Raw genomic sequence first — 24,389 nt, forward strand, 5'->3', positions numbered from 1 at the left:
CTGCCTCATCGAATTCCGGAGAATCATCGCGTGTTTCAGAAAGTTGACGCCTACGCCGGCGACCCTATTCTCTCCTTAATGGAGCGTTTCAAAGAAGATCCTCGCAGCGACAAAGTGAACCTCAGCATTGGCCTGTATTACAACGAGGATGGCATCATTCCTCAATTAAAAGCCGTGGCCGAAGCCGAAGCGCGCCTTAACGCGACCCCGCACGGCGCTTCTCTCTATCTGCCGATGGAAGGGTTAAATACCTATCGCAACACCATTGCGCCGCTGCTGTTTGGTGCCGATCACGCGGTGCTTGCGCAAAAGCGCGTGGCGACCATCCAGACGCTGGGCGGCTCGGGTGCGCTGAAGGTCGGCGCTGACTTCCTGAAAAAATACTTCCCGGATTCCGGCGTGTGGGTCAGCGACCCAACGTGGGAAAACCACGTTGCGATCTTCGAAGGTGCGGGCTTTAAGGTCGCAACCTATCCGTGGTTCGACAGCGAAACCAACGGCGTACGCGTCGATGCGCTGCTGGAAAAACTGAACACCCTGCCGGCGCGCAGCATCGTTCTGCTGCATCCGTGCTGCCATAACCCGACCGGCGCCGATCTCACCAATGCCGAGTGGGATGCATTGATTGAGGTGCTGAAGGCGCGTGACCTGATCCCGTTCCTCGACATTGCCTACCAGGGCTTTGGCGCAGGGATGGAAGAGGACGCCTACGCGATCCGCGCGATTGCCAGCGCCGGCTTGCCTGCACTGGTCAGCAACTCCTTCTCTAAAATTTTCTCCCTTTACGGCGAGCGCGTGGGCGGTCTGTCGGTGGTGTGTGACGATGCCGACGCGGCTGGCCGCGTGCTGGGCCAGCTGAAAGCGACGGTTCGCCGTATCTACTCCAGCCCGCCTGCATTCGGGGCTCAGGTGGTAGCGACCGTGCTCGGCGACGACCAGCTGAAAGCAACCTGGCTTGCGGAAGTGGAAGCAATGCGTAAGCGTATTCTGTCCATGCGTCAGGCGCTGGTTAACGTGCTGAAAGAGGCGGTGCCGGAGCATAATTTCGACTATCTGCTCAAGCAGCGCGGAATGTTCAGCTACACCGGACTGAGCGCGGCGCAGGTCGATCGACTGCGCGACGAGTTTGGCGTCTACCTTATTGCCAGCGGCCGTATGTGCGTAGCCGGTCTGAACGCTAACAACGTCCAGCGCGTGGCACAGGCGTTTGCTGCTGTAATGTAAGTACTCACTTACCCTCCCTCTCCCCGTGGGAGAGGGCCGGGGTGAGGGCATCAGGCCGCACAAAAACGTTGCCCGGCATTCTGTGATCTTCTTCTTTTTATTCAGATTCATAAGCAAAAACTCCTTCCCTTCACCTCCCGCTGGGGTTAAGGTCGGATAGTTTTTTGACCATTCACTCAAAATAAAACGATAACAAACTGAATATTCAGGGGAAAATATGCGCAAGATCACACTGGCGCTCAGCGCCGCCTGCTTATTGTTCTCGCTTAATAGTGCCGTCGTGGCGCGAGCTTCCGCACCTACGCCGCTTTACACCGGAACCACCGCCGCCATTCTTGCCGAGCAGGCACCTATTCACTGGGTTTCCGTGGCACAAATTGAAAACAGTCTGATGGGCCGCCCGCCGATGGCCGTAGGCTTCGACATTGATGATACCGTGCTGTTCTCAAGCCCAGGATTCTGGCGCGGCAAAAAAACGTACTCGCCGGACAGCGAAGCCTATCTGAAGAACCCGGAATTCTGGGAAAAGATGAACAACGGCTGGGACGAGTTCAGCATCCCGAAAGAGGTGGCCCGCGCGCTGATCTCCATGCACGTTAAGCGTGGCGACAGCATCTATTTCGTCACCGGCCGCAGCCAGACCAAAACCGAAACCGTATCCAAAACGCTGCAGGATGATTTCCTCATCCCGGCGGTCAGCATGAACCCGGTCATTTTTGCGGGCGATAAAGAAGGGCAAAACACCAAAGTTCAGTGGCTGGAACAGAAAAATATCAAAGTGTTCTACGGCGACTCTGATAACGACATCACCGCCGCGCACGACGTGGGTGCCCGGGGGATCAGGGTGCTACGCGCCTCTAACTCGACCTACCGACCGCTGCCGATGGCCGGAAAGTTTGGTGAAGAGGTGATTGTGAATTCCGAATACTGAGATATGCTGATTTTTTGAACAAATCAATCCTGCCGGGTTTACCTTTTGTCGTCTTGCTGCACACTTAAAAGAGGCAGGTACGCAGATCGCGTTCAACCTATTTACAGGGGAGCAAAGATGACAATTTCGGAGATACTTCAGTACTGCATGAGCAAGCCCGGCGCGGAGCAGAGCGTCCACACCGACTGGAAAGCCACGCAGATTAAGGTCGGTGACGTATTGTTTGCGATGGTGAAAGAGGTGGAAGGCCGCCCGGCGGCATCGCTGAAAACCAGCCCTGAGCTGGCCGATCTCTTACGTCAGCAGCATGATGACGTCAGGCCGAGCAAGCATCTCAATAAGGCGCACTGGAGTACCGTCTATCTGGACGGATCTATCCCTGGCTCGCAAATCTACTATCTGGTGGATGCGTCCTATCAGCAGGCGGTTGAGCTGCTGCCGGAAACCACCCGACAACAGCTCTCCGTGTAACGATTACAGCAGCGGCTTAAGGAAGCGCGCAGTGTGCGAGGCTTCGCACTCTGCAACGGTCTCTGGCGTGCCGGAGACGAGGATTTCACCGCCGCCGCTGCCGCCTTCCGGGCCGAGATCCACAATCCAGTCCGCGGTTTTAATCACGTCCAGGTTGTGCTCAATCACCACAATCGTGTTGCCCTGATCGCGCAGCTGGTGCAGCACGTCGAGCAGCTGCTGGATATCGGCAAAGTGCAGGCCGGTGGTTGGCTCATCCAGAATGTAGAGCGTCTGACCGGTGCCGCGTTTGGACAGCTCGCGCGCCAGCTTCACGCGCTGGGCTTCACCGCCGGACAGCGTAGTGGCGGACTGCCCCAGACGAATGTAGGTCAGACCCACGTCCATTAGCGTCTGCAGCTTACGCGCCAGCGCAGGCACGGCGTCGAAGAACTCGCGCGCTTCTTCGATGGTCATATCCAGCACTTCGTGGATGGTCTTGCCCTTGTACTTGATCTCCAGCGTTTCGCGGTTATAGCGCTTGCCTTTACACTGGTCGCACGGCACGTAGATATCCGGCAGGAAGTGCATCTCAACCTTGATCACGCCATCGCCCTGGCACGCTTCGCAGCGCCCGCCGCGCACGTTAAAGCTGAAACGTCCCGGCGTATAGCCGCGCGAACGTGATTCCGGTACGCCCGCAAAAAGCTCACGTACGGGCGTAAAGACGCCGGTATAGGTTGCAGGGTTAGAACGCGGCGTACGGCCAATCGGGCTCTGGTCGATGTCGATAACCTTGTCGAAATGCTCTAGCCCCTGAATGTCGCGATACGGCGCTGGCTCGGCCAGCGTCGCGCCGTTCAGCGCCGTCTGCGCAATCGGGAACAGCGTATCGTTGATCAGCGTCGATTTACCTGAGCCGGACACGCCGGTGATGCAGGTAAACAGGCCAACCGGCAGCGTCAGGGTGACGTCTTTCAGGTTGTTGCCGCGCGCGCCGGTCAGCTTCAGCACTTTTTCCGGATCGGCCGCCACGCGCTGTTTTGGCACTTCAATCTTGCGCTTGCCGCTCATGTACTGACCGGTCAGCGACTCGGGCACCGCCATGATGTCCTTCAGCGTCCCTTCCGCCACCACCTGACCGCCGTGCACGCCAGCGCCTGGACCAATGTCGATCACGTGGTCAGCCGCGCGGATCGCATCTTCGTCGTGCTCGACAACGATCACCGTGTTGCCGAGGTTACGCAGGTGCACAAGCGTGCCGAGCAGACGCTCGTTGTCGCGCTGGTGCAGGCCGATGGACGGCTCGTCCAGCACGTACATCACGCCGACTAAGCCCGCGCCAATCTGGCTCGCCAGACGGATACGCTGGGCTTCACCGCCGGAGAGCGTTTCTGCCGAGCGGGAAAGCGTCAGGTAGTTCAGGCCAACGTTTACCAGGAACTTCAGGCGATCGCCGATCTCTTTCAGCACTTTTTCGGCGATTTTCGCGCGCTGGCCGGAGAGCTTCAGGTTGTTGAAGAAGTCCATCGCGTGGCCGATGCTCATGTCTGAGATGGTCGGCAGGGCCGTGTTTTCGACAAACACGTGGCGCGCTTCGCGACGCAGGCGCGTGCCTTCACAGGTGGCGCAGGAGCGGTTGCTGATGAACTTCGCCAGCTCCTCGCGCACCGCGCTGGATTCGGTCTCTTTGTAGCGGCGCTCCATGTTGTGCAGCACCCCTTCGAACGGGTGGCGACGCACGGATGTATCGCCGCGATCGTTCATGTACTTGAACTCGATGTTCTCTTTGCCGGAACCGAACAGGATCACTTTGTGCACGTTCGCGCTCAGGCTGGCCCACGGGGCTTCAACGTCGAACTTGTAGTGCTCCGCCAGCGATTTCAGCATCTGGAAGTAGTAGAAGTTACGCTTGTCCCAGCCGCGAATGGCACCGCCCGCGAGGGACAGCTCCGGATTCTGGATCACGCGGTCCGGGTCGAAATACTGCTGAACGCCCAGGCCGTCACACGTCGGGCAGGCACCCGCCGGGTTGTTGAACGAGAACAGACGCGGCTCCAGCTCGCGCATGCTGTAGCCACAAATCGGGCAAGCGAAGTTGGCGGAGAAGAGCAGCTCTTCCGCCTTCGGGTCGTCCATGTCGGAGACGACGGCCGTGCCGCCAGAGAGCTCTAGCGCCGTTTCAAAAGATTCTGCCAGGCGCGTCGCCAGGTCTTCCCGTACCTTAAAGCGGTCAATCACCACCTCGATGGTGTGCTTCTTCTGCAGCTCCAGCTTTGGTGGGTCCGACAGGTCGCACACTTCGCCGTCAATACGGGCGCGGATATAGCCCTGGCTTGCCAGGTTCTCCAGCGTTTTGGTGTGCTCGCCTTTTCGCTCTTTGATGATCGGCGCCAGCAGCATCAGGCGTTTGCCTTCCGGCTGCGACAGCACGTTGTCCACCATCTGGCTCACGGTCTGGGCCGCGAGCGGGACGTCGTGGTCCGGGCAGCGCGGCTCGCCTACGCGCGCATACAGCAGACGCAGGTAGTCGTGAATTTCGGTAATCGTCCCGACCGTGGAGCGCGGGTTATGCGAGGTGGACTTCTGCTCAATAGAGATAGCAGGCGATAACCCTTCAATGTGGTCGACATCCGGTTTTTCCATCAGCGACAGGAACTGACGCGCGTACGCAGAGAGTGATTCAACGTAACGACGCTGTCCTTCGGCATACAAAGTGTCGAAAGCCAGTGAGGATTTGCCAGACCCCGAAAGCCCGGTCACGACGATGAGCTTGTCGCGAGGGATTATGAGGTTGATATTCTTGAGATTGTGGGTGCGGGCGCCCCGAACTTCGATCTTATCCATTCACCTTTCCCGGTTGGAACACGGATTGCCTGATTTGTTTGAAGGACAAACGGCTGTCAGAAACGGCTAATTATGACACAAAATGACCTGTTTGAATATACAGTATTGGAATGCAATTTCCGATTAGCTGTGTAACAATGTCGAGTTCGCGAGAGATTTCTGAACCGACTACGCAACTATGCAAATTGCCGCGTGGAAATGGTACACTCGCGCGTTTACACTATTAAGAAACGTATTCAGGAGACACGAACATGGCCAGCAGAGGCGTAAACAAGGTGATTCTCGTCGGTAATCTGGGCCAGGACCCGGAAGTACGCTACATGCCGAGTGGTGGCGCAGTTGCCAACATTACGCTGGCTACTTCCGAATCCTGGCGTGATAAAGCGACCGGTGAGATGAAAGAGCAGACCGAATGGCACCGCGTTGTGCTGTTTGGCAAACTGGCAGAAGTGGCCGGTGAGTATCTGCGTAAAGGTTCTCAGGTTTATATTGAAGGCCAGCTGCGTACCCGCAAATGGACCGATCAGTCCGGCGCTGAGAAATACACCACGGAAGTGGTGGTGAACGTTGGCGGCACCATGCAGATGCTGGGTGGCCGTCAGGGCGGTGGCGCACCGGCAGGTGGCGGCCAGAGCCAGCAGCAGGGCGGTTGGGGTCAGCCTCAGCAGCCGCAGGGCGGCAACCAGTTCAGCGGCGGCGCGCAGTCTCGCCCGCAGCAGCAGTCTGCACCGGCCCCGTCCAACGAACCGCCAATGGACTTCGACGACGATATCCCGTTCTAAGACCTGTTCCGGTAAGCATAAAAAAGCCCCTTTCGGGGCTTTTTGTTTTTCAGCGGCTATAGCGCTGAAGGAATCCGGCGAACTCGCTGAAGCAGAGCGGCTTTGAGAAAAAATATCCCTGCAAGCAGTCAATGTGGTTCGTTCTGAGATACTCGACCTGATAGTCATACTCAACCCCTTCCGCCGTGGTGAGTATGTTCATCCGTCTGGCCATATCAATAACGCAGTCAATCAGCGGCGTTGCCGCCTCCCTTGAGATCTGGCGAATAAACATGCGGTCGATCTTAATGCTGTCAGGGTTCAAATTGGCAATAAAGGCCAGGTTAGAAAAACCGGTCCCAAAATCATCCAGCGCAATCTTGATGCCGCTACGTTTAATGTGCGCAATTTTTTCCACGATATCGTCGTTAATATCGATGTTCTCGCGCTCGGTGATCTCAAAGACCAGGGTAATGCCCAGGGCTTCAAATACCGGTGCCCAGTAATCTATGAACAGATGAAAGCTGCTGTCCACCACGTGCGCATGGCTGATGTTGAGATTGAGCTTAAATCCCGGCGGGAATGCCGCAATACCCTGCTTGAGATCGTCAACAACCTGTTCAAGAAGGCTTTCGGTCAGGTTAATAATCAGCCCGGTGCTCTCGGCGACAGGAATAAAAACGTCGGGCGGAATAAAGCCCAGCTCATCGTGATGCCAGCGCGCCAGCACTTCAGCACCCGAAACGGCATTGCTTTGTGCGCAGATGAGCGGCTGATAGTGAGGGTGGATCTGATGCTGACGTATAGCCCGCGCCAGCTGTGAGTAAAGCGAATGCCGCCGGGCAGCCATAAACCATGTGACTAGCGCTGCGACCAGCGGAACCAGCAAAATAAAGCCTACGCTCAACAGGGAAGATAATGCAGAGAGCGCGCTGGCGCTCATGCTTTGGATCTTCCATGCCAGACCGCTGGTCATTACCAGGGCGAGCATAAAGGCAAAAACTGCCGCGCGTACCCGGTTTTTCTTCTTGCGCAGAAGGTGCTTACGATACATATCCGATAAGCCTTATGCGCGCTCTGGCTGCATGTATTGCTGATGGAACGTTTCCTTACTGACGGGGCGTGAAAACAGGAATCCCTGGCCATACTGAACGCCATGGCGCAGCATCGTCGACACGTGGGTGTAGTTTTCGATGCCTTCTATAATGACGTCGACATCCCACTGCTGCAGGTGTTCAAGCATTGCGTAGGTATGTTCAAGCTTATCGGAGGACAGACAGCTTCGATCCAGCTTCACGTAATCAGGCATATAAAGCGTCAGCCTCGACTGCAGTTTTTCCAGACAGTCGATGCTGTCCCAGGCCACATTAATTCCCGCCTCACTCAAGAAGCCGAGGTTTTGGCTCACCGTATCGTTGGGCTGGCCGCTATCCGTTATCTCAAAGACAATATGGCGCGGCGAGAGAGTATATTCAGACAGTAACGCTAACGTGCGGGCCGAGAAGTGAACATCCTGCAGCTGAACCCAGGAAATATTGAGCGTAAAGAGCTGCTTATCGCGTACTTCTGGCGTCTGGCTGGCAATATAGTGAAAAGCCCGGGCCATGATGTAATCGCCCATTGAAACAATGCCGCCATTTTTTTCCAGCTCGCCGATAAATAAGTGAGGCGGAACGACATGACGACGATGAGTTCCACGAACCAGCACTTCGCCGCCAATGCAGACGAATCGCGAGAGATCGAAAATAGGTTGAATGACAAAATCGATGCCCGCATCGAGTTTATTTTTTTCGACACACTGCATCACAAAATGTGTACTTTTTTCCATGCCAGCCTCGGAGCCACAACAATACTACGTAAAACGACACAAACACCGCCGAACTTAAGCCAGCGGTGAATGTCATTTCATCGAAATTAGCTGGCGATGATTTTATTCTTGCCTGTTTTTTTCGCCTGATAAAGGAGCTTATCAGCACGCGCAATGACTTCTGGAAGAGAAGCGCCCCCCATTCGCACAAGTCCTGCGCTGAAAGACACTTTTAAATTATTTTCTCTGAAATTGCGGGTGTTAATCGTCATTCGCCACTTTTCGAGATAGCTTTGCGCTTTTTCTTGTGAAAGGCCGTTAAACAGCACGGCAATTTCTTCCCCGCCGTAACGATAGAGCGTGATATTTTCCAGACCCCGCAGGCGCAAACCAACTTCAGCGATAGTTTTAAGCACGACGTCCCCCACGGTATGGCCCCAGGTATCGTTAATCGTTTTGAAATTATCGATATCAATCATGGCAATGTGGGTCTGGAGTTCACTGTTGTAGCGTAAGGCATCGGCATCAAACGCGCGACGATTCTTCAGCCCGGTTAAGCCATCCGTTAATGCCTCATGGGCAATTTTTTCGTGTCGCTGCTGCGATCGGTGTATTTCATTGAAAATAAGTTCTTCAACGGCGGCAGGCTTGATTGCGCCTCCGCTAATGCTGGTGGCGATGCGCATAAAAATCGTGTTCATTGCCGCGCGGGTTGCCCACCAGCAGAAAAACAGTACGACCAGCGTAAACAGCATTCCCCACAAAATATTGATGCATTGCGCCCAGATCAGGTTGTTAAGTTCATTTTCATCTACCTCATGTACCACCAGCCAGGACTGGGAGGCGATCGCGCGATAGGCGTAGTAGTTTGAATCCAGCGAAAAATCACCGCGATACTCGCGCGCAAGGCGAGCAATCGCCTTTAGCTTATCAGGCGCTATCGGGTAGCCAGGGTTAAGGACCAGCTCGCCATCGCGCGTCATGACAAAGGTTCTGCTTTTCATTGGCGGCAGCGCGTTGTTCAGAATATCGATGCTTTTATCGACGTCCAGATTCAACGCCAGCACGCCGTTGTTTGAACCATCCGAGCCGTTAATGATGGGCAGAGAGATAGTGATGACTCGCTCTTTGTTGGCAAAGGGATCCCTGCTAATGCTGAAATGCGCTTCGTCGGAATCCTCAATTGAGATCGTGAACCAGGGCTCTTTGCGGGGATCCCAGCTGGTGGTGCCACCGGCATTCGGTATGCGAATGAAGTGCCCTTTGCTGTCGGCATGAACGATTGAGATCCCATCCGGCATGATGCGCAGGCGCTCGATCAGCCAGTTTTTCAATGAAGGGCTGTTGTCGGGGGTGACGTCAAACTTATGCTGGTCGGCAGCGATACGCGCCATCTCCCTCACGCTGCCTTCATACCCGTCCAGGTATTTGTCCAAAGATGACGCTACGTTATTGATATACAGGCGGTTCTGTCGTTTATAAATGTCCTGTGTTGCAGTCCATTGTGAATGGGCAATCAGAAGCCCGACAAAAATAAACGTCACGGCCAGAACAGCGAAGCAAATGTTAAGCGGCCTTCTGAAGTTTAAACTTTCGATCACTGACGACTCCGGAACTCTCTGGTGAAACCAACTGCGAGGGATTAAATGTTGGTTTATATGCGCTGCATATTGATGAACTGTTAAAAATGAAAATGATTTGCAGTTTTTAATATGAAAATTACGTTATCAAATAAAGGATGTAGCCTGTTAAATAATAGTCTATCGCTACCCTTTTTGATTGTCAAAGTCGATCGAATAATACTTATCGATCGATGAAATCAATCTGCCATTCATGGGGGAGACATTAACTGCATAATTATCAGTTGATTATAAATCCGTGCGCGAGAGCAAGCGTGCAGGGGGGCGGGATAAATAAAAGAGTGGGAAATGTAATTTCCTTGCTAAAAGGGAAGAAACATTTCCCATATATAAAATGTGGTCAATTATTCATTTTTTAAATCGTATTCTATGAGGGTCCAGTTAACCGGATAGCCATTTTGCCAGGGCAATTGTTCACCTTTTTTAACATTGACGACATTCTTTACCGCTGGGTTAGCAATTTGCCAATAGCCGCTTTGTGGACAAATATTCCCGCTGGAGCGCCTGATACCTAATGGGCTACGGGCGGGTTCGGTTAGCGAAGCGTAAGCAGAAGCCGTCGCAACGGTGAGGTTGCTACTATCAATTTTCATTTTCATGCATCCTTATCAATACATTCCTTTATTGATCGCGACAAATTAAGAACATTACTTAACATTTTATTTATTCCGATCATTTATAGAGCAGGCGTTTAGGGTTTATATTGCAATAATGAATGCCATTGGCCACAATAGCCGCCCCCTGGATGAAAGTTGAACAAAATGACGCGTCGCATTTTTAGCAGCCTGTTTTTCCTCCTCTTATTTATCAGTGGAAGTACGCTTGCGGTGAATTGCCAGCGAGCGGTCACGCCCCTGGAAAATACCATCTGCAATAACGACAACCTGCACTGGCTGGACAGCACCCTGTCGGTTGTTTATCACCAGGCGCTTCAGCATGAAGGCGTGGAAGACAGCAATAAAAAATACGACGAATGGGAAAAGCTGCTGGAGAAATGCACCTCTGATGCCTGTATTGAACGCGCTTACTACGCGGGCATTAGCGCGTTGTCAGATACCAACCGCGATTTCAAGTGGGAGGGCAAATGGTGGAACATGCTGGCACCGAACATGAGCGGCGGCGTGATTCAGTTCAGCCGTAACGCCCAGTGGAGCGCCACGCTGGACATCCGCGCGTGGGCGGGCCTGAATAAGGACGAATTTACCGCTGAAGCGCGCAGGCTGTACGGTATGCTCGTCGTGGAAAAGGTGGCAGAAACCAGTAACTGTAAGCTGCTGCTGATCCCGAAAAAAGACGGTTCGCTGCAGGTTTACAGTAATTCCGACTGGGGCTGTCGGTTATCCATGCCGACGGGGGCCTTCCTGGACGGCGCGTATAAACTCTCCGATGTTGACCCGCGACCAAAACCCACGCTGCTGTCGCTCGGGATTTTTGCCGATAGCGCGATGGATCAGAAATTCCGCGATCTGGTGAAGGACGATTACCAGAACTTCGTCGACAGCGCGAACGTCTACATCTATCAAAATGATATCGATAACATCGGTGCCCGCGTGCTCTCAATGTGGGTACAAGGGGCGGCCAACAGCAGGACGGCGATTATCATGTACACGCCAAAGGGCGAAATTTGGGCGGGAAGGATCTCCCCTGCGAAAGGAGGCGGGCTGGAGCTGCATTACTACAGCACCGATGGCAGCGACCAGCGCAAAATGCCGCGAACGCTGGCCGCCTGGAAATTACGTTTTTTAGATAACTGATGGCGCTGGCATTACGCCAGCGTTCCCACGATGGTTAAATCACTGTCATCCGGCACTTCGTTATACGACAACACGTGAAGGTTGCTGGCAAACAGGCGGCCATAGCGTGAAATGAGCGGCCTCAGCTGCGGCGTGACCAGCAGCAGCGGCGGCATGCCTTTCGCTTTCATTTGTTCCTGAATGACCGGCATCGTATTTTGCAGCTGCGTCAGAATGTTCGGGTCGACGGCAAAACTGTCCAGCGCCACTTTCCCCGCCTGCTGGGACTGGTTCAGCGCGCCGAGCAAAATATTCTCCAGCGCATTATCAATGGTATAGGCGGCCAGCTTTTGCCGGTCGCCGTTAATCGAATGGATGATGGCCCGACGCAGCGCGTAACGTACGTCCGAGGTGAGCAGAATCGGATCTTTGGTGACCGCGGAGCTTTCAAGGAGCGTCGAGGCGATGGTCACAATATCCTTGAGCGACACCTGCTCCAGCAGCAGCTGGCGATAAATGCGCAGCAGCAGGCTGAAGCTAAGCGCGTTGGTCAGATCCTCCGCCAGCTTGGGCGCCTGCGATGCCAGTCGCGCATGCAGGTGCGTGATGTCGTCGTAGTTAAACAGGTCGGGCAGATTTTCGCGGGCAACCTTGTTCACGTGCGTGGCGACCACGCTGGCGCAGTCCACCACCTGATAACCCAGGTTTAGCGCCTTGGCTTTTTGCTCCGGGTCGATCCAGACGATCGCCATGCCGTAGGCGGGATCGGTATCCAGCACGCCGTCAATTTCACCGTAGAGTTCAGCCCCGGGGATCGCCATCAGCTTCTCGGCGTACACTTCGCCGAGCGAGGTGCGTATGCCGTTGATGTAGATGGCGTACTGGGCGGGTTTGAGGCGGAAGTTTTCGCGTATCCTGATTTCAGGCAGCAGCACGCCGCACTGTTCCGAAACCACCTGGCGCACCCCGCGGATGCGTTGTGAAAGCGGGCTGCCCTTGGCTGAATCAATCAGCGTCACCAGCTTGTACCCCAGATTCAGCCCAATTGGCTCCACCAGGGGAATGCTGTCCCAGTTAATCGTCGGAGTAGCATCCGTGGACAGCGCCTCGTTGATGGCGTCGTAATCCGTCTCCTCTTCGGCAGGCTTAACCGCCTTGCTCTGACGCCAGGCCGCAAACAGCAGCAGCGCGGTGAAGCACAGGAAGGCAATGTGCGGCATACCGGGCACGATCGCCAGAATAAACATGACGAATGCGGCGGTGTACAGCACCTGCGGCTTGGCCAGCAGCTGCGTTTTAATCTCGTCGCTAACGTCATCACCGTCGCTGACGCGGGTGACGATAATCGCCGCTGCGGTTGCCAGCAGCAGGGAAGGGATCTGGGCGGCCAGGCCATCACCGATAGTGAGCAGCACGTACTGCTGGAAGGCGTGGCTGGCATCGAGATCGTATTTAAAGATACCGATACAGATACCGCCGATCACGTTGATGATCAGCACCATGATCCCGGCGATGGCATCCCCGCGAACAAACTTGGAGGCCCCGTCCATTGCGCCGTAAAAATCTGCCTCTTTAGACACCTCTTTACGGCGGTCACGCGCCTGATTCTGGTTGATCAGCCCGGCGTTGAGATCCGCGTCGATCGCCATCTGTTTGCCCGGCAGGGCATCCAGCGTAAAGCGGGCGGACACCTCGGAGATACGCTCTGCACCCTTGGTCACCACCACAAAGTTGATGATCATCAGGATGATAAAGACCACGAAGCCGACGACGAAATCGCCGCCGATCACCACCTGGCCGAACGCCTCAATGACCTTACCCGCCGCCCCTTCGCCTTCATGCCCGTGCAGCAACACCACGCGGGTGGAGGCGACGTTCAGGGTCAGGCGCATTAGCGTGGTGATCAGAAGCAGCGTCGGGAAGACGGCAAAGTCCAGCGGACGCTGCATGTTCACCGCAACCAGCAGCACCACGACCGCCAACACGATGTTGAAGGTAAACAGGATATCAAGCATCAGCGGCGACAGTGGCAGCATCACCATTGCCAGCACGCTGAGAAGCAATATCGGAACGCCTATGTGTCCTTTACGGAGTATGGCAAGCGTTTGATGTAACTTACTGTTCGCCATCGGCTTTTAAGACCTCTTTTGGAATGGTTATTTGCCTGTTCAGGCGGGGTTTTTGTTCAAGCTGGCCGGTGCGCCAGGATTTAATCTGCATGACGTAGGTCAGTACGTGCGCAATGGCGCGAAACAGCTGGGCCGGTATTTGCTGGTTGACGCGCGTCGTGTGATACACCGCGCGGGCGAGCGGCGGAAACTCCACGATTTCAATCTGATGCTGGCGGGCCACGTCGCGAATGTGCAGGGCAATGTCGTCCATCCCTTTGGCGACGATGTACGGCGCTTCGGCTTTATTCGGATCGTATTTCAGCGCCACCGCGTAGTGCGTCGGGTTAGTGATAATCACATCGGCATCGGGCACGGTACGGCTAATCTGACCCATTGCCATCTGGCGCTGGAGCTGGCGAATGCGACCCTTAATCTGCGGATTACCGTCGTTATTCTTGTACTCTTCCTTCACCTCCTGCTTGGTCATGCGCATTTTTTTGGTGAACATAAACCTGGCCAGCGGCACGTCAAGCAGGGCAAAAATGACAATCACGGAAATAAAGTAGACCAGCACATGGTGAAGAATGCCGAAGCCCTGATGGATCGCCTGATTCAAGTTCAGCCGCTGCAGATGCAGCAGCGGGTTTAGCGAGCTGTGTACCATGGTGTACAGCACCGCAAGAATAATGCTGCACTTGAGCATCATCTTGCCGACATCAACGAAGTGGCTGCTGGCAAACAGGCGTTTTACGCCGCTAATCGGGCTTAGTTTTTTTAAGTCCGGCTTGAGCTTTGAGAGGGTAAAAACCCAGCCGCCGGGGATCAGGCTTGCCACGATGCAGGCCACAGGGATTGGTACCAGCGTGGCGATAAAGCGCACAATGACCCAGACGTTGAGCATCAAAAACTGGCTTAACACCCCTTCGTCGTCCACCCGCCCGGCCATCATGCCCACCGCGGTAAACGATTCCCCCACCAGCTGTTGGTAGTAGGGGAAAAATGTCCCCATGGTGATAAACGAGGTCAGCAGGCCAACGGCCATGGTGAGGTCTTTGGAACGCGGAAGATCGCCCTTGTCGCGCGCTTTACGCAGCTTTTGCGCTGTGGGTTTTTCGCTTTTATCTCCACCGGAAGCCATCAGTGGCTCCTTACGGCTTCGAGCCTGGCCAGAATGTCATTGGTCAGGTTGAGATAGTGGTCGGGAATGTTGGTCATCATCATCGAAATACAGAGCAGGCCAAACAGCATGCTGATAGGGAAGCCGAGTGAAAACAGGTTCAGCGTCGGGGAGACGCGGTTCAGTAGCCCAAAGCCGCCCTGCACAATCAGCATGACAAACGTTGTAGGGAGGGCGATAAGCGTCGCCGAGGACATAATCCATCCCAGGCTTTGCACAATCAGCAGCAGGGTGGGTTTGTTAATCGCCTGTCCGATGGGCCACCAGACGAACCCCTTGTAGAGGATGGTGACCACCAGCAGGTGCCCGTCCATCACGAAAAAGAGCAGGCCGCAAAAGGTGTAAATCATCTGCGAAATCACGGTTGTCGAGCTGCCGTTTACCGGGTCATTCATCATGGCCATGCCCAGGCCCATATTCATCGACAGAATGTGTCCCGCGGTTTGCAGCGCAACAAACACCAGCTGCATGGCCATGCCAAACAGCATCCCCCACAGCAGCTGTTCGCCGGTGAGCAGGATAGTTCGCATAGACATCAGTTCGGTCAGCAGGACTTTCTCCGGCAGCATCGGCGTGATGATGACCGCCAGCGCCAGGGCCAGCACCGTTTTAATCCGTCGGCTAAAGGCGCGGTTATCCAGCACGGGGCAAAAGTGCAGGAACGCCAGAATGCGAAAGAACGGGAAGACTAACGCCAGCAGCGGGTTAATCAGCGCATGAATATCGATACCCATAGCCTGCTAACCCACCAGCGCCGCCGCCTGCTGGAAAATAGTGACGGTGAAATCCACCAGCTGGGTAAGCATCCATTTACCGCCAATAATTAACACGGCCAGCGTCACCAGGAGGCGGGGCAGGAAGCTCAGCGTTTGTTCATTAATTTGCGTAGTGGCCTGGAAAATACTGACGCACAGCCCAACGATAAGGCTGGGTATAATCGCGACGGCAGAGATGACGAGCACCAGCTTAATACCGGTCGCCATAATATCCCCGGCGATGTCCATGGTGACCATTGCTAAAGCCCCTGCACGCTGGAGGTGAGCGTGCCGACGATGAGCGTCCAGCCGTCACACAGCACAAACAGCATTAGCTTGAAGGGCAGCGAAACGATCAGCGGCGACAGCATCATCATCCCCATCGCCATTAAAATACTGGCGACGATCAGGTCGATGACCAGGAAGGGGATGTAAATCATAAAGCCGATCTGGAACGCCGTTTTCAGCTCGCTCAGCAGATAGGCTGGCGTCACGACCGTTAAATCCTGCTCCTTTGGCTCGCCCGTCACCCCCGCAATCGTCATCATCTGCGACATCGCCTTATTGCTGGTTTGCGCCAGCATAAAGTGCTTGAGCGGCACCTCGGCCTTGCCGAACGCCTGCTTCATGGTGATTTCATCGTTCTGAAACGGCACGACGGCGTCCTGATAGATGGTGGTCCACACCGGGCGCATCACCAGCAGCGTGAGCGCCAGCGCGATCCCGGTCAGGATTTTGTTTGGCGGACTCTGCTGCAGACCCAGTGCCTGACGCAAAATCGCCAGTACGATAATGAAGCGCGTGAAGCAGGTCATCATCATCAGCATCACGGGCAGCAGGCCGAGCAGGGTCATCAGGATCAGGATTTCAATTTTGACGTTGTAATCCTGGCCGCCATCGGTGGTTGCCGAGCTGAACAGCGTAATATCGCCGTTGGCCGCTAAAAGCTGCGGGGAGAAGAGCAAACCGCCCAGCAGAAGCCAGGGCAGCGCGGTGCGAAAGCGGGCGATCATGGCGTCAGTTCGCCCAGCTCTTTGCTGTTGAACTCCAGAATGCGCAGGCCGTATTTGTCGTTCAGCACCACGGCTTCGGCTTTGCCAAAGAGGATCCCGTTGACCTTGATGTCCAGCGGTTCACCCGCCATTTTATCAAGCTCAATCACCGAATCGTGTCCAACGGTCAGAAGATCGGCCAGCGAGACTTCAACCGAGGCCACTTCCAGCGTCAGCGTCACCGGAATGCGGCTAAACAGCGCCATTTTGCGCAGGTCGTTGATGCCTGAAGAGGTTTCGGGTTCAGCCTGGAGATCCAGACGAATGTTGCCTTCGACGGTCTCTTCGCGCGGCATCTCCGTGAGATTCAGGTCGCCAAAATCCAGGGACTGGCTCAGGTCTTGTTGCTGATCACTCATATTGCTTCTCGATGGTTCTGTCATTAAATTCACAGAGTAGTAACTTGCCGCGATCTTCAGCGATTTTGGCGTCAAAAATCTGTTCTTTACCGATATAAACCGGGATGATTTCGTTAATCGTTACCGGAATAATGTCTCCCGGCACGATCTTCGCCAGCTGGGCGACGGTCAAATTCAGGCTGCTAACATGCCCGCTAAACTTCAGCGGCATGCTGTAAAACAGGCGTTCTATTTGTGACGGCGTCGGCGATGTTTGCTTGCTGGCAAGCTGTTCGCGCTCGGGCGATCGCAGCGCGGCCAGCATCTGGTCAACATGCGCGTTATCAAACAGCAGCGTAAAGCTGCCTTCCTCATACCCTTCCAGCGTGAACGTGACGCACCACGACCACTGGTTAATCACCGTGGTGTTATCGCTTTTAATCTCGACGTCCTTACCAAAAATCTCTTCATCGATAAGCAGTCGCGTCAGATCCAGACCTATTTTATTTTTCAGCCTGTCCTCCGTTTTGGTGACGGGCTGATTGACATCCAGGGATTTATTTCGGCTCTCTTTTCCCAGACCGTAATAATCATGAAGGATCTGGAGTAACAGCGTGCGCTCAATACTGAACGCGATAGAGCCAAAAGGGGTCGTAAAGAGCTGCGTATTTTTATAGTTCTGATCGATAGCAAAATGCATCGACTTTAACGCAACGTTAACGCGTAGTTTTTTCAAAAAATAAATGCTTAACCGTGCATCGAATATATCAAAGCTGTCGTTCATTAATTTGGGCAGCTTATGCCATGGGCGCCCGAGCTTACTCACATCGAGCTTTACCATATCGGGGAGTTCCTGACTCTGGTAGATTTTTATTCTCTGAGGAGTTGCTGACATAGGGTCTTCCGCATAACGATCGCCTTAAGCAAATGCCGTAAACGGAAAGGCATTTGCTTATCGGCAGAAAAAAATATTTAAGTTCTGTTTAACCGTGTCGCTTTGATAAGTGAGTCGGCTAACGGCACCATAAAGGTCTTGCGCGAAGAGCTTTATTAGGGACAAGAATTAGACGCTGTTTAGCGTCCGTAATCAAGACGCTAAAGATTATTAATTCGTTATTTCAGGACGATTAATCACCATTAATATCTCTTCTAACTCTATGAAATATAAGGGTTAAGATTTTAATACCCATTAAAAACAAGACAATTCCTAACGTACCGTTATAATACGCGAAATTCATGAATTTCCGTGTTTTATAGACATTCGGTTAATTCATATTGCCCCTACCGAATACTTGCCTTTTTTACATGTGCCAGCGATGGTGCATTAGGCCCGTATGCGCTTCAGGCTAACAATTAGCTTAAATGTTGGTGAGTTGTTATGAGTATTGTTATTGAACATGATGTCCGTAATGAAAATGGATTTGTTGCCAGTGCGCCAGAAAGCGTAAATGTATTTTCATTAGCACGCCGTGTTGCTAAATATAATGTATCGGTACTTATTACAGGTGAGACGGGTACAGGCAAAGAGTGCGTTTCGCGTTACATCCATGAAAATGCATTGGGTGCCGATGCGCCCTACGTTGGGGTGAACTGTGCAGCCATTCCTGAAAGCATGCTGGAAGCCATTTTATTCGGCTACGAAAAAGGCGCCTTTACCGGTGCGGTAACGGGCGTGGCCGGTAAATTTGAGCAGGCGAATGGCGGCACCCTGCTGCTGGATGAAATTGGCGATATGCCCCTGGCGCTTCAGGCTAAATTATTGCGCGTATTGCAGGAGCAGGAAGTTGAACGTCTGGGAAGTCATAAAAAAATACCTTTAGATATTCGACTGGTGGCGTCGACCAATAAAGATCTCCAGCAGGAAATTGCGGAAGGGCGTTTCCGCCAGGATCTGTTTTACCGTATTTCCGTCGTGCCGATTCATATTACGCCGCTGCGCGAACGCCGCCTGGATATTATTCCGATGGCGCTGCGTTTTATTGCCAAATACAAAGCCTTTCACAAAGGCAATATTCGCCTGAGCGATGAGGCCCGCCACGCGCTGCTGGCCTATGACTGGCCGGGCAACGTTCGCGAGCTGGAGAATGTTATCCAGCGCGGAATGATTTTGAGCAACGGGGAAGAGATTGCCGCCCAGGACTTCGGCTTACCCGTACCGGCGTCGTTAACGCCCGTATCCGCAGTCGATCTGATGCCGGCGTACCGCGAACAGCAGGCGGCACCGGCGGCCATTGGCAACGTCAAGCTTCATGGGCGCATGGCGGAGTATCAGTACATCATTGAGTTACTCAAACGCCATAACGGCAACAAGTCCAAAACGGCCGCTTTCCTCGGCATTACCCCGCGTGCGTTACGTTACCGACTCGCTTCAATGCGCGAGGAAGGTATCGATATCGAATGCTACTCCTGACGCCCGCAAGAGATTAACAACATGGATAACATTACCGCCATCGGTATGCAGGCCCGCCAGCAGGCGATGCTGGACAGAATGCACAATACGGCTGCCGTTGCGTCTTCAGGGGCATTGAGCACCACCCCGCTCATTGCGCCGGGCGCGTCTCTATCCGGCATCACGGGGGCGTCTCAGCCTTCCTTCTCGCAGGTCCTGAATAACGCCATCGACAACGTCGATGCCGCACAGCACGCCGCCGGGGCAAAACAGAAAGCCATAGAGCTGGGTCAGAGTGACGACCTGGCCGGGGCCATGATCGAATCGCAAAAAGCCAGCGTGGCGTTTTCCGCCATGATGCAGGTGCGTAACAAGCTCACCACTGCGCTCGACGAAGTGATGAATACTCCGCTGTAAGGTTTCCCTCGTGCTGACAAAGATAAAAGATAAATTTTCCTCACTCTCCCTCCCGCAGGGGCGCCTCAAGCCGCAATGGCTCATTGCGGCTGGCGCCGTGCTGCTGACGGGGGCGATTGTATTTTCGCTCTGGCGCAGCAATCAGGGCTACGTGGCGCTGTACGGCAGCCAGGAGAAATTGCCCGTCGCCCAGGTTGTTGAGGTCTTAGGCGCGGAATCCATCGCTTACCGCATTAACCCCGACAACGGGCAGATCCTCATTCCCGAAGATAAACTGCCGCGGGCGCGTATGGCGCTGGCGGCAAAAGGCATTACCGCCGTGATGCCGGACGGCTACGAGCTGATGGATAAGGAAGAGATGCTCGGCAGCAGCCAGTTTGTCCAGAACGTGCGCTACAAGCGCAGCCTGGAAGGCGAGCTGGCCCGCAGCATCATGGCGCTCGATCCGGTTGAGAACGCACGCGTACACCTGGGCTTAAGCGAGTCCAGCTCCTTCGTGATGACCAACAAGCCGCAAAGCAGCGCCTCGGTCATGCTGCAGCTGCACTATGGCAAACATCTTGATGAGCAGCAGGTGGCGGCGATTGTTCAGCTGGTGGCGGGGAGCGTGCCCGGCATGCAGGCCGCCAGCGTGCGCGTGGTGGATCAGGCCGGGAATCTGCTCTCGGAAAACGGCCAGCAGAACGGTAGCAACATGGCGAGCATCCGCCAGGGCCGCGACGTTATTGAGCGGATCAAAAGTGAAACCATCAACAACATCACCAGCCTGCTCACTCCGCTGTTCGGCAGCGATAACTTTCGCATCAGCGTGACGCCAACCGTCGACATGAGCAGCGTGGAAGAGACGCAGGAGCGCCTGGGCAAAGAGCCGCAAATCAGCGATGAGAATATCTCACGTGAAAATACCACCAACGAACTGGCTATCGGCATTCCGGGCTCGCTGAGCAATCGCCCGGTCAATCAGCCCGCGCAGCCCGTCACGCCGCCGCTGGCAGCGAACCAGCAGACCGCGCAGACGCAAACCAGCAATCCGTCTTCACTTTCCAGCCGCAGCCAGGAGCAGCGAAAATACGCCTTTGACCGCGATATTCGCCATATCCGCCATCCGGGCTACAAGCTCGAAAAACTGCGCGTTGCGGTGGCGTTAAACCAGGCTGCGCCACCGCTTGCCAGCATGACGCCAGAGCAGCTCACCGCCCTGACCCGGCTGGTGGAAGATGCCGCGGGGATCGAGAAAGCGCGCGGCGACTCCCTGACGCTGGACAAGCTGGCCTTCGTGGAAAGAACCGTTGATGGCCTGCCGGAGCTGAAGTGGTGGCAGGACCCGAACATCCAGTACTGGGGACAAAACGGTGGGATCGGCATGTTGATCCTGCTCACGCTGCTGTTTGGCCTGCGCCCGCTGGCGCAGCGCTACGGTCGACGCGAACCGTCTGAGCTTGTCGCGATTGAGGGCAGCGCCCAGAAGGATGCAATCGAGAGCGACCTGGTGACGACGGAAGCCGGTCTGGCCGGCCTTCCTGGCCCGGCATTTAACCAGGATACGGAGCTGCCGCCGCAAAGTTCCGGCCTGGAAACGAAGGTCGAATACCTGCAAATGCTGGCGCAAAAAGAAACTGAACGTATGGCCGAAGTACTGAAACAATGGATCAACAGCAATGAGCGAACTGACAGCAAGTCATAGCAGTAAAGGTAGCGTGAAAACAGGGCGCAGCCGGCTGGAGCAGGCCGCCATTCTGTTGCTCAGCGTGGGTGAAGAGGCTGCCGCCAAAGTGATGCAGAAAATGAACCGCGACGAGGTGATCCTGCTGAGCGACACCATGGCGCGCCTCCACGGCGTGAAGGTCGATCACGCGCGCCATGCGATGAATAATTTTTTCGATGATTATCGCGAGCAGAGCGGCATCAACGGCGCATCCCGCAGCTACCTGCGCGGCATTCTTGAAAAAGCGCTGGGAGGCGAAATCGCCAGCAGCGTGATCAACGGTATTTACGGGGATGAGATCCGCCACCGCATGGCGCGCCTGCAGTGGGTCGACGTTCCGCAGCTGGCGGCGCTGATTGAGCAAGAGCACCTCCAGCTTCAGGCCGTGTTCCTGGCCTTCCTGCCGCCGGACGTGGCGGCGGGCGTCCTCAGCGCGCTCTCGCAGGAGCGCCAGGATGAAATCGTCTGGCGTATTGCGCGCCTGGATGACGTCAACCGCGACGTCATCGACGAACTGGACAGGTTGATTGAGCGCGGCGTGGCGGTGCTGTCCGAGCATGGTTCGAAAGTGGTTGGCATCAAGCACGCGGCGAACATCGTTAACCGTATCCCCGGCAACCAGCAGCAGCTGCTGGAGCAACTGCGCGAACGCGATGCCGACGTGGTGGACGAGCTGGAACAAGAGATGTACGAATTCTTCATCCTCAGCCGCCAGACGCCAGCCACCCTGCAGCGCCTGATGGAAGAAATTTCCATTGAAGAGTGGGCGATTGCCCTTAAGGGCACCGAGCCGGTGCTGCGTCAGGCGATCTTCAACGTCATGCCCAAGCGCCAGGTCACCTTGCTGCAATCCACCACCACGCGCCTTGGCCCCGTGCCGGTCAGCCGCGTCGACCACGTGCGTAAAGAGATCATGGCCACGGTGCGCCAGCTGGCGGAAGAGGGCGAAATTCAGGTGCAGCTCTTCGCCGAGCAGACCATGGAGTAACCCATGTACAAAAAACAGAGCTTACCCTTAAGCGCGCTGACCAACAGCCGCCAGGCGGTGATTAAACCCCGCCTGCATAAGTTTCCGCCGCTGCGCAAGCGTCGCACGGCGCAGAGCCTGCCGCAGGAAGGCCATCCGCTGATGGACGACGCGGCGGTTCAGGCCCAGCTTCAACAGGGTTTTCAGGATGGGCTGAACAGCGGCTTTGCGCAGGGGCTGGAAGAGGGCAAAAGCGAGGGCTATCAGGAGGGGCTGCGCCTCGGCTTTGACGAGGGCGTGCGTAAAGGCCGCTCCGAGGGCACCGTGCAGGCGCGCCAGCAGTTTCTGGAAGCCGCCCATCCGCTCGACAGCATCATTGCATCAATGGAATCGTTTATGGCGAGCTATGAACAGCGTCGCCGCGAGGAGCTGCTGCAGCTGGTGGAAAAAGTTACGCGTCAGGTGATCCGCTGCGAGCTTTCCCTGCATCCCACGCAAATCCTCACCCTGGTGGAAGAGGCGCTGAGCGCGCTGCCGCAGCAGCCGGAACAGGTCAAAGTGCTGTTAAACAGCGACGAGCATCGTCGCATCAGCGAAGCAGAGCCTGAAAAAGTGGCGCACTGGGGGCTGACCGCCGATCCCGATCTCCCGCCGGGCGAATGCCGGGTGATCACCAATACCACCGAAATGGACGTCGGCTGTCAGCATCGTCTCGATCAGTGTATGGACGCCCTGAAGGCCAGCCTGCTGCCGGAAGCGCACGATGAGTGACCACGACTTCGAGCAGGTCTTACGCTCGCTGGAAAACATCAACCTGGCGCGCGTGGCGGGCCGGCTGGTGCGGGTAACGGGTATTCTGCTTGAGTGCGTCGGCTGCCGCCTGGCCGTTGGGCAGCTTTGCCAGGTCGAGGATGGCGAAGGGGCGTTGATTGAGGCGCAGGTCGTCGGCTTCGATCGCGACGTCACCTTTTTGATGCCCTTTAAGCAGCCTGCCGGGCTGATGGCGGGCGCGCGCGTCTACCCGATGGATAAGCAAAGCGGCGTGCTCATTGGCGACCAGTGGCTGGGGCGCGTGGTAAACGGCCTCGGCGAGCCGATTGATGATAAAGGCAAACTGACCGGCGACACCGTGCTGCCGCAGCAGCTGCCGCAGGTGCATCCCCTGAAGCGCCAGCCGGTTGAGGCGCCTCTTGATGTGGGCGTCAGGGCGATTAACGGCCTGCTGACCATCGGCAAAGGGCAGCGCGTGGGGCTGATGGCGGGCAGCGGCGTCGGTAAAAGCGTCCTGCTCGGGATGATCACCCGCTACACCCAGGCAGAAGTGGTGGTGGTTGGGCTTATCGGCGAGCGCGGGCGCGAAGTGAAAGAGTTTATTGACCACTCCCTGGGCGAAGCCGGACGGCGCAAATCGGTCATCGTCGCCGCGCCTGCGGATGAATCGCCGCTGATGCGCATAAAGGCGACGGAGCTGTGCCACACCATCGCCAGCTACTATCGCGACAAAGGCAAAGATGTGCTCCTGCTGGTGGATTCCCTCACCCGCTATGCCATGGCGCAGCGTGAAATCGCGCTCTCGCTGGGCGAACCGCCCGCCACGAAAGGGTATCCGCCCTCGGCGTTTGGGCTGATCCCAAAACTGGTTGAAAGCGCCGGCAACAGCGAAAGCGCCGGCTCCATGACCGCCATTTACACCGTGCTGGCGGAAGGCGACGACCAGCAGGACCCGATCGTCGACTGCGCGCGCGCGGTGCTGGACGGGCACATCGTGCTGTCGCGGCACCTGGCGGAGGCCGGGCACTATCCGGCCATCGACATCGGGCAGTCCATCAGCCGCTGCATGAGCCAGGTAACCGGGCGCGATCACCAGCGCGCAGCCCGCACCCTCAAGCAGCTTTATGCCGAATATCAAAGCATTAAACCGCTGATCCCGCTCGGCGGCTACGTGGCGGGTGCCGATCCGCTGGCGGATAAAGCCGTCAACCTCTCTCCGGCGATTACCCGCTATCTGCAGCAGGAAGTGCAGGACGCGGCTCCGCTCGATAAAACCATTGCCGATCTGAACGTACTGGCCCAGGCAGGATGATG

At 55.6% G+C, this 24,389-nt stretch carries 23 protein-coding genes; 11 read left to right on the forward strand and 12 right to left on the reverse strand.

The genetic code is table 11. From position 1 onward, the window contains the following. The first annotated feature begins 30 nt into the window (after nt 1–30). From tyrB to VPX56_RS01740, 3 genes are all read left to right on the forward strand, one after another. Nucleotides 31–1,224 (forward strand): aromatic amino acid transaminase, encoded by a 1,194-nt coding sequence (gene tyrB / locus VPX56_RS01730; RefSeq protein WP_131635392.1) that lies wholly within the window; start codon nt 31–33, stop codon nt 1,222–1,224. A 217-nt stretch (nt 1,225–1,441) separates the two neighbouring features. Further along, a complete protein-coding gene (gene aphA, locus VPX56_RS01735) occupies nt 1,442–2,155 on the forward strand; it encodes an acid phosphatase AphA (protein WP_131635393.1) in 714 nt (237 codons plus the stop codon). 117 nt (nt 2,156–2,272) lie between these two features. Then, nucleotides 2,273–2,626, forward strand: a complete 354-nt coding sequence (locus VPX56_RS01740; RefSeq protein WP_131635394.1) for an MmcQ/YjbR family DNA-binding protein — start codon at nt 2,273–2,275, stop codon at nt 2,624–2,626. Between the two features lie 3 nt (nt 2,627–2,629). On the opposite strand, the gene uvrA is transcribed toward VPX56_RS01740, so the two are convergent. Next, entirely contained in the window at nt 2,630–5,452 is a 2,823-nt protein-coding gene (gene uvrA, locus VPX56_RS01745) for an excinuclease ABC subunit UvrA (RefSeq protein ID WP_131635395.1), read from the reverse strand. A gap of 251 nt (nt 5,453–5,703) precedes the next feature. On the opposite strand from uvrA, the gene ssb1 reads away from it, so the two are divergent. Further along, entirely contained in the window at nt 5,704–6,234 is a 531-nt protein-coding gene (ssb1, locus tag VPX56_RS01750; RefSeq protein WP_023310055.1) for a single-stranded DNA-binding protein SSB1, read from the forward strand. Between the two features lie 49 nt (nt 6,235–6,283). Here the strand turns inward: ssb1 and VPX56_RS01755 are convergent, their stop codons facing one another. From VPX56_RS01755 to VPX56_RS01770, 4 genes are all read right to left on the reverse strand, one after another. After that, nucleotides 6,284–7,267 carry an EAL domain-containing protein gene (locus VPX56_RS01755; RefSeq protein ID WP_326469503.1) on the reverse strand — a complete coding sequence of 328 codons (984 nt, stop codon included), beginning with the start codon at nt 7,265–7,267 and terminating at the stop codon, nt 6,284–6,286. Between the two features lie 12 nt (nt 7,268–7,279). Continuing rightward, the gene (locus VPX56_RS01760; RefSeq protein ID WP_326469505.1) at nt 7,280–8,041 is read right to left on the reverse strand and encodes an EAL domain-containing protein; all 762 of its coding nucleotides are present in this window, start codon (nt 8,039–8,041) and stop codon (nt 7,280–7,282) included. Nucleotides 8,042–8,127: 86 nt separating this feature from the next. Next, entirely contained in the window at nt 8,128–9,621 is a 1,494-nt protein-coding gene (locus tag VPX56_RS01765; RefSeq protein ID WP_326469507.1) for a sensor domain-containing diguanylate cyclase, read from the reverse strand. Nucleotides 9,622–10,004: 383 nt separating this feature from the next. Then, the gene (locus VPX56_RS01770; RefSeq protein WP_263610721.1) at nt 10,005–10,253 is read right to left on the reverse strand and encodes a hypothetical protein; all 249 of its coding nucleotides are present in this window, start codon (nt 10,251–10,253) and stop codon (nt 10,005–10,007) included. Between the two features lie 159 nt (nt 10,254–10,412). On the opposite strand from VPX56_RS01770, the gene VPX56_RS01775 reads away from it, so the two are divergent. Continuing rightward, a complete protein-coding gene (locus VPX56_RS01775) occupies nt 10,413–11,414 on the forward strand; it encodes a lysozyme inhibitor LprI family protein (RefSeq protein WP_407655099.1) in 1,002 nt (333 codons plus the stop codon). An 11-nt stretch (nt 11,415–11,425) separates the two neighbouring features. Here VPX56_RS01775 and VPX56_RS01780 read toward each other — a convergent pair whose 3' ends face one another. The 7 genes from VPX56_RS01780 to VPX56_RS01810 are packed head-to-tail and all read right to left on the reverse strand — an operon-like array spanning nt 11,426 to nt 17,562. Beyond that, nucleotides 11,426–13,522 (reverse strand): flagellar biosynthesis protein FlhA, encoded by a 2,097-nt coding sequence (locus VPX56_RS01780; protein WP_131635401.1) that lies wholly within the window; start codon nt 13,520–13,522, stop codon nt 11,426–11,428. Beyond that, nucleotides 13,509–14,645 carry a flagellar biosynthesis protein FlhB gene (flhB, locus tag VPX56_RS01785; protein WP_165500732.1) on the reverse strand — a complete coding sequence of 379 codons (1,137 nt, stop codon included), beginning with the start codon at nt 14,643–14,645 and terminating at the stop codon, nt 13,509–13,511. The genes VPX56_RS01780 and flhB overlap by 14 nt, the downstream gene beginning before the upstream one ends. Then, on the reverse strand, nt 14,642–15,415 hold the full coding sequence (gene fliR, locus VPX56_RS01790) for a flagellar biosynthetic protein FliR (protein ID WP_131635403.1): 774 nt from the start codon (nt 15,413–15,415) through the stop codon (nt 14,642–14,644). Before fliR ends, flhB begins: the two co-directional genes overlap by 4 nt. A gap of 6 nt (nt 15,416–15,421) precedes the next feature. Then, on the reverse strand, nt 15,422–15,694 hold the full coding sequence (gene fliQ, locus VPX56_RS01795; protein WP_131635404.1) for a flagellar biosynthesis protein FliQ: 273 nt from the start codon (nt 15,692–15,694) through the stop codon (nt 15,422–15,424). 2 nt (nt 15,695–15,696) lie between these two features. Further along, nucleotides 15,697–16,449 carry a flagellar type III secretion system pore protein FliP gene (gene fliP, locus VPX56_RS01800; protein WP_131635405.1) on the reverse strand — a complete coding sequence of 251 codons (753 nt, stop codon included), beginning with the start codon at nt 16,447–16,449 and terminating at the stop codon, nt 15,697–15,699. Further along, nucleotides 16,446–16,847: a FliM/FliN family flagellar motor switch protein gene (locus VPX56_RS01805; protein ID WP_131635406.1), complete on the reverse strand. Its 402-nt coding sequence runs from the start codon at nt 16,845–16,847 to the stop codon at nt 16,446–16,448. Before VPX56_RS01805 ends, fliP begins: the two co-directional genes overlap by 4 nt. Then, nucleotides 16,840–17,562 carry a FliM/FliN family flagellar motor switch protein gene (locus tag VPX56_RS01810; RefSeq protein WP_326469512.1) on the reverse strand — a complete coding sequence of 241 codons (723 nt, stop codon included), beginning with the start codon at nt 17,560–17,562 and terminating at the stop codon, nt 16,840–16,842. The genes VPX56_RS01805 and VPX56_RS01810 overlap by 8 nt, the downstream gene beginning before the upstream one ends. 642 nt (nt 17,563–18,204) lie before the next feature. On the opposite strand from VPX56_RS01810, the gene VPX56_RS01815 reads away from it, so the two are divergent. Genes VPX56_RS01815 through fliI form a run of 6 tightly spaced genes read left to right on the forward strand, consistent with a single transcriptional unit; the run spans nt 18,205 to nt 24,387 of the window. Then, nucleotides 18,205–19,236, forward strand: coding sequence for a sigma-54 interaction domain-containing protein (locus VPX56_RS01815; RefSeq protein ID WP_131635408.1), 1,032 nt, complete (start codon nt 18,205–18,207; stop codon nt 19,234–19,236). 21 nt (nt 19,237–19,257) lie between these two features. Continuing rightward, nucleotides 19,258–19,632 carry a flagellar hook-basal body complex protein FliE gene (gene fliE / locus VPX56_RS01820; RefSeq protein WP_326469515.1) on the forward strand — a complete coding sequence of 125 codons (375 nt, stop codon included), beginning with the start codon at nt 19,258–19,260 and terminating at the stop codon, nt 19,630–19,632. Between the two features lie 10 nt (nt 19,633–19,642). Further along, complete coding sequence (gene fliF, locus VPX56_RS01825; protein ID WP_326469516.1) at nt 19,643–21,316, forward strand: flagellar basal-body MS-ring/collar protein FliF; 1,674 nt, start codon at nt 19,643–19,645, stop codon at nt 21,314–21,316. Next, nucleotides 21,291–22,325 (forward strand): flagellar motor switch protein FliG, encoded by a 1,035-nt coding sequence (locus tag VPX56_RS01830; protein WP_131635411.1) that lies wholly within the window; start codon nt 21,291–21,293, stop codon nt 22,323–22,325. The genes fliF and VPX56_RS01830 overlap by 26 nt, the downstream gene beginning before the upstream one ends. 3 nt (nt 22,326–22,328) lie before the next feature. Next, nucleotides 22,329–23,075, forward strand: coding sequence for a flagellar assembly protein FliH (gene fliH, locus VPX56_RS01835; protein WP_326469518.1), 747 nt, complete (start codon nt 22,329–22,331; stop codon nt 23,073–23,075). Further along, a complete protein-coding gene (fliI, locus tag VPX56_RS01840) occupies nt 23,068–24,387 on the forward strand; it encodes a flagellar protein export ATPase FliI (RefSeq protein ID WP_131635413.1) in 1,320 nt (439 codons plus the stop codon). The genes fliH and fliI overlap by 8 nt, the downstream gene beginning before the upstream one ends. Nucleotides 24,388–24,389: the final 2 nt, after the last annotated feature.

This window comes from Enterobacter wuhouensis, assembly GCF_035835995.1.
Taxonomy (GTDB): Bacteria; Pseudomonadota; Gammaproteobacteria; order Enterobacterales; family Enterobacteriaceae; genus Enterobacter; species Enterobacter wuhouensis.

What these genes read in the sequence shown, in the direction of transcription:
- aphA (WP_131635393.1), top strand. Translation starts at nt 1,442, where the DNA reads ATGCGCAAGATCACACTGGCGCTCAGCGCCGCCTGCTTATTGTTCTCG.
- VPX56_RS01740 (WP_131635394.1), top strand. Translation starts at nt 2,273, where the DNA reads ATGACAATTTCGGAGATACTTCAGTACTGCATGAGCAAGCCCGGCGCG.
- uvrA (WP_131635395.1), bottom strand. Translation starts at nt 5,452, where the DNA reads ATGGATAAGATCGAAGTTCGGGGCGCCCGCACCCACAATCTCAAGAAT.
- ssb1 (WP_023310055.1), top strand. Translation starts at nt 5,704, where the DNA reads ATGGCCAGCAGAGGCGTAAACAAGGTGATTCTCGTCGGTAATCTGGGC.
- VPX56_RS01755 (WP_326469503.1), bottom strand. Translation starts at nt 7,267, where the DNA reads ATGTATCGTAAGCACCTTCTGCGCAAGAAGAAAAACCGGGTACGCGCG.
- VPX56_RS01760 (WP_326469505.1), bottom strand. Translation starts at nt 8,041, where the DNA reads ATGGAAAAAAGTACACATTTTGTGATGCAGTGTGTCGAAAAAAATAAA.
- VPX56_RS01770 (WP_263610721.1), bottom strand. Translation starts at nt 10,253, where the DNA reads ATGAAAATTGATAGTAGCAACCTCACCGTTGCGACGGCTTCTGCTTAC.
- VPX56_RS01780 (WP_131635401.1), bottom strand. Translation starts at nt 13,522, where the DNA reads ATGGCGAACAGTAAGTTACATCAAACGCTTGCCATACTCCGTAAAGGA.
- fliR (WP_131635403.1), bottom strand. Translation starts at nt 15,415, where the DNA reads ATGGGTATCGATATTCATGCGCTGATTAACCCGCTGCTGGCGTTAGTC.
- fliQ (WP_131635404.1), bottom strand. Translation starts at nt 15,694, where the DNA reads ATGGTCACCATGGACATCGCCGGGGATATTATGGCGACCGGTATTAAG.
- fliP (WP_131635405.1), bottom strand. Translation starts at nt 16,449, where the DNA reads ATGATCGCCCGCTTTCGCACCGCGCTGCCCTGGCTTCTGCTGGGCGGT.
- VPX56_RS01805 (WP_131635406.1), bottom strand. Translation starts at nt 16,847, where the DNA reads ATGAGTGATCAGCAACAAGACCTGAGCCAGTCCCTGGATTTTGGCGAC.
- VPX56_RS01815 (WP_131635408.1), top strand. Translation starts at nt 18,205, where the DNA reads ATGAGTATTGTTATTGAACATGATGTCCGTAATGAAAATGGATTTGTT.
- fliE (WP_326469515.1), top strand. Translation starts at nt 19,258, where the DNA reads ATGGATAACATTACCGCCATCGGTATGCAGGCCCGCCAGCAGGCGATG.
- VPX56_RS01830 (WP_131635411.1), top strand. Translation starts at nt 21,291, where the DNA reads ATGAGCGAACTGACAGCAAGTCATAGCAGTAAAGGTAGCGTGAAAACA.
- fliH (WP_326469518.1), top strand. Translation starts at nt 22,329, where the DNA reads ATGTACAAAAAACAGAGCTTACCCTTAAGCGCGCTGACCAACAGCCGC.
- fliI (WP_131635413.1), top strand. Translation starts at nt 23,068, where the DNA reads ATGAGTGACCACGACTTCGAGCAGGTCTTACGCTCGCTGGAAAACATC.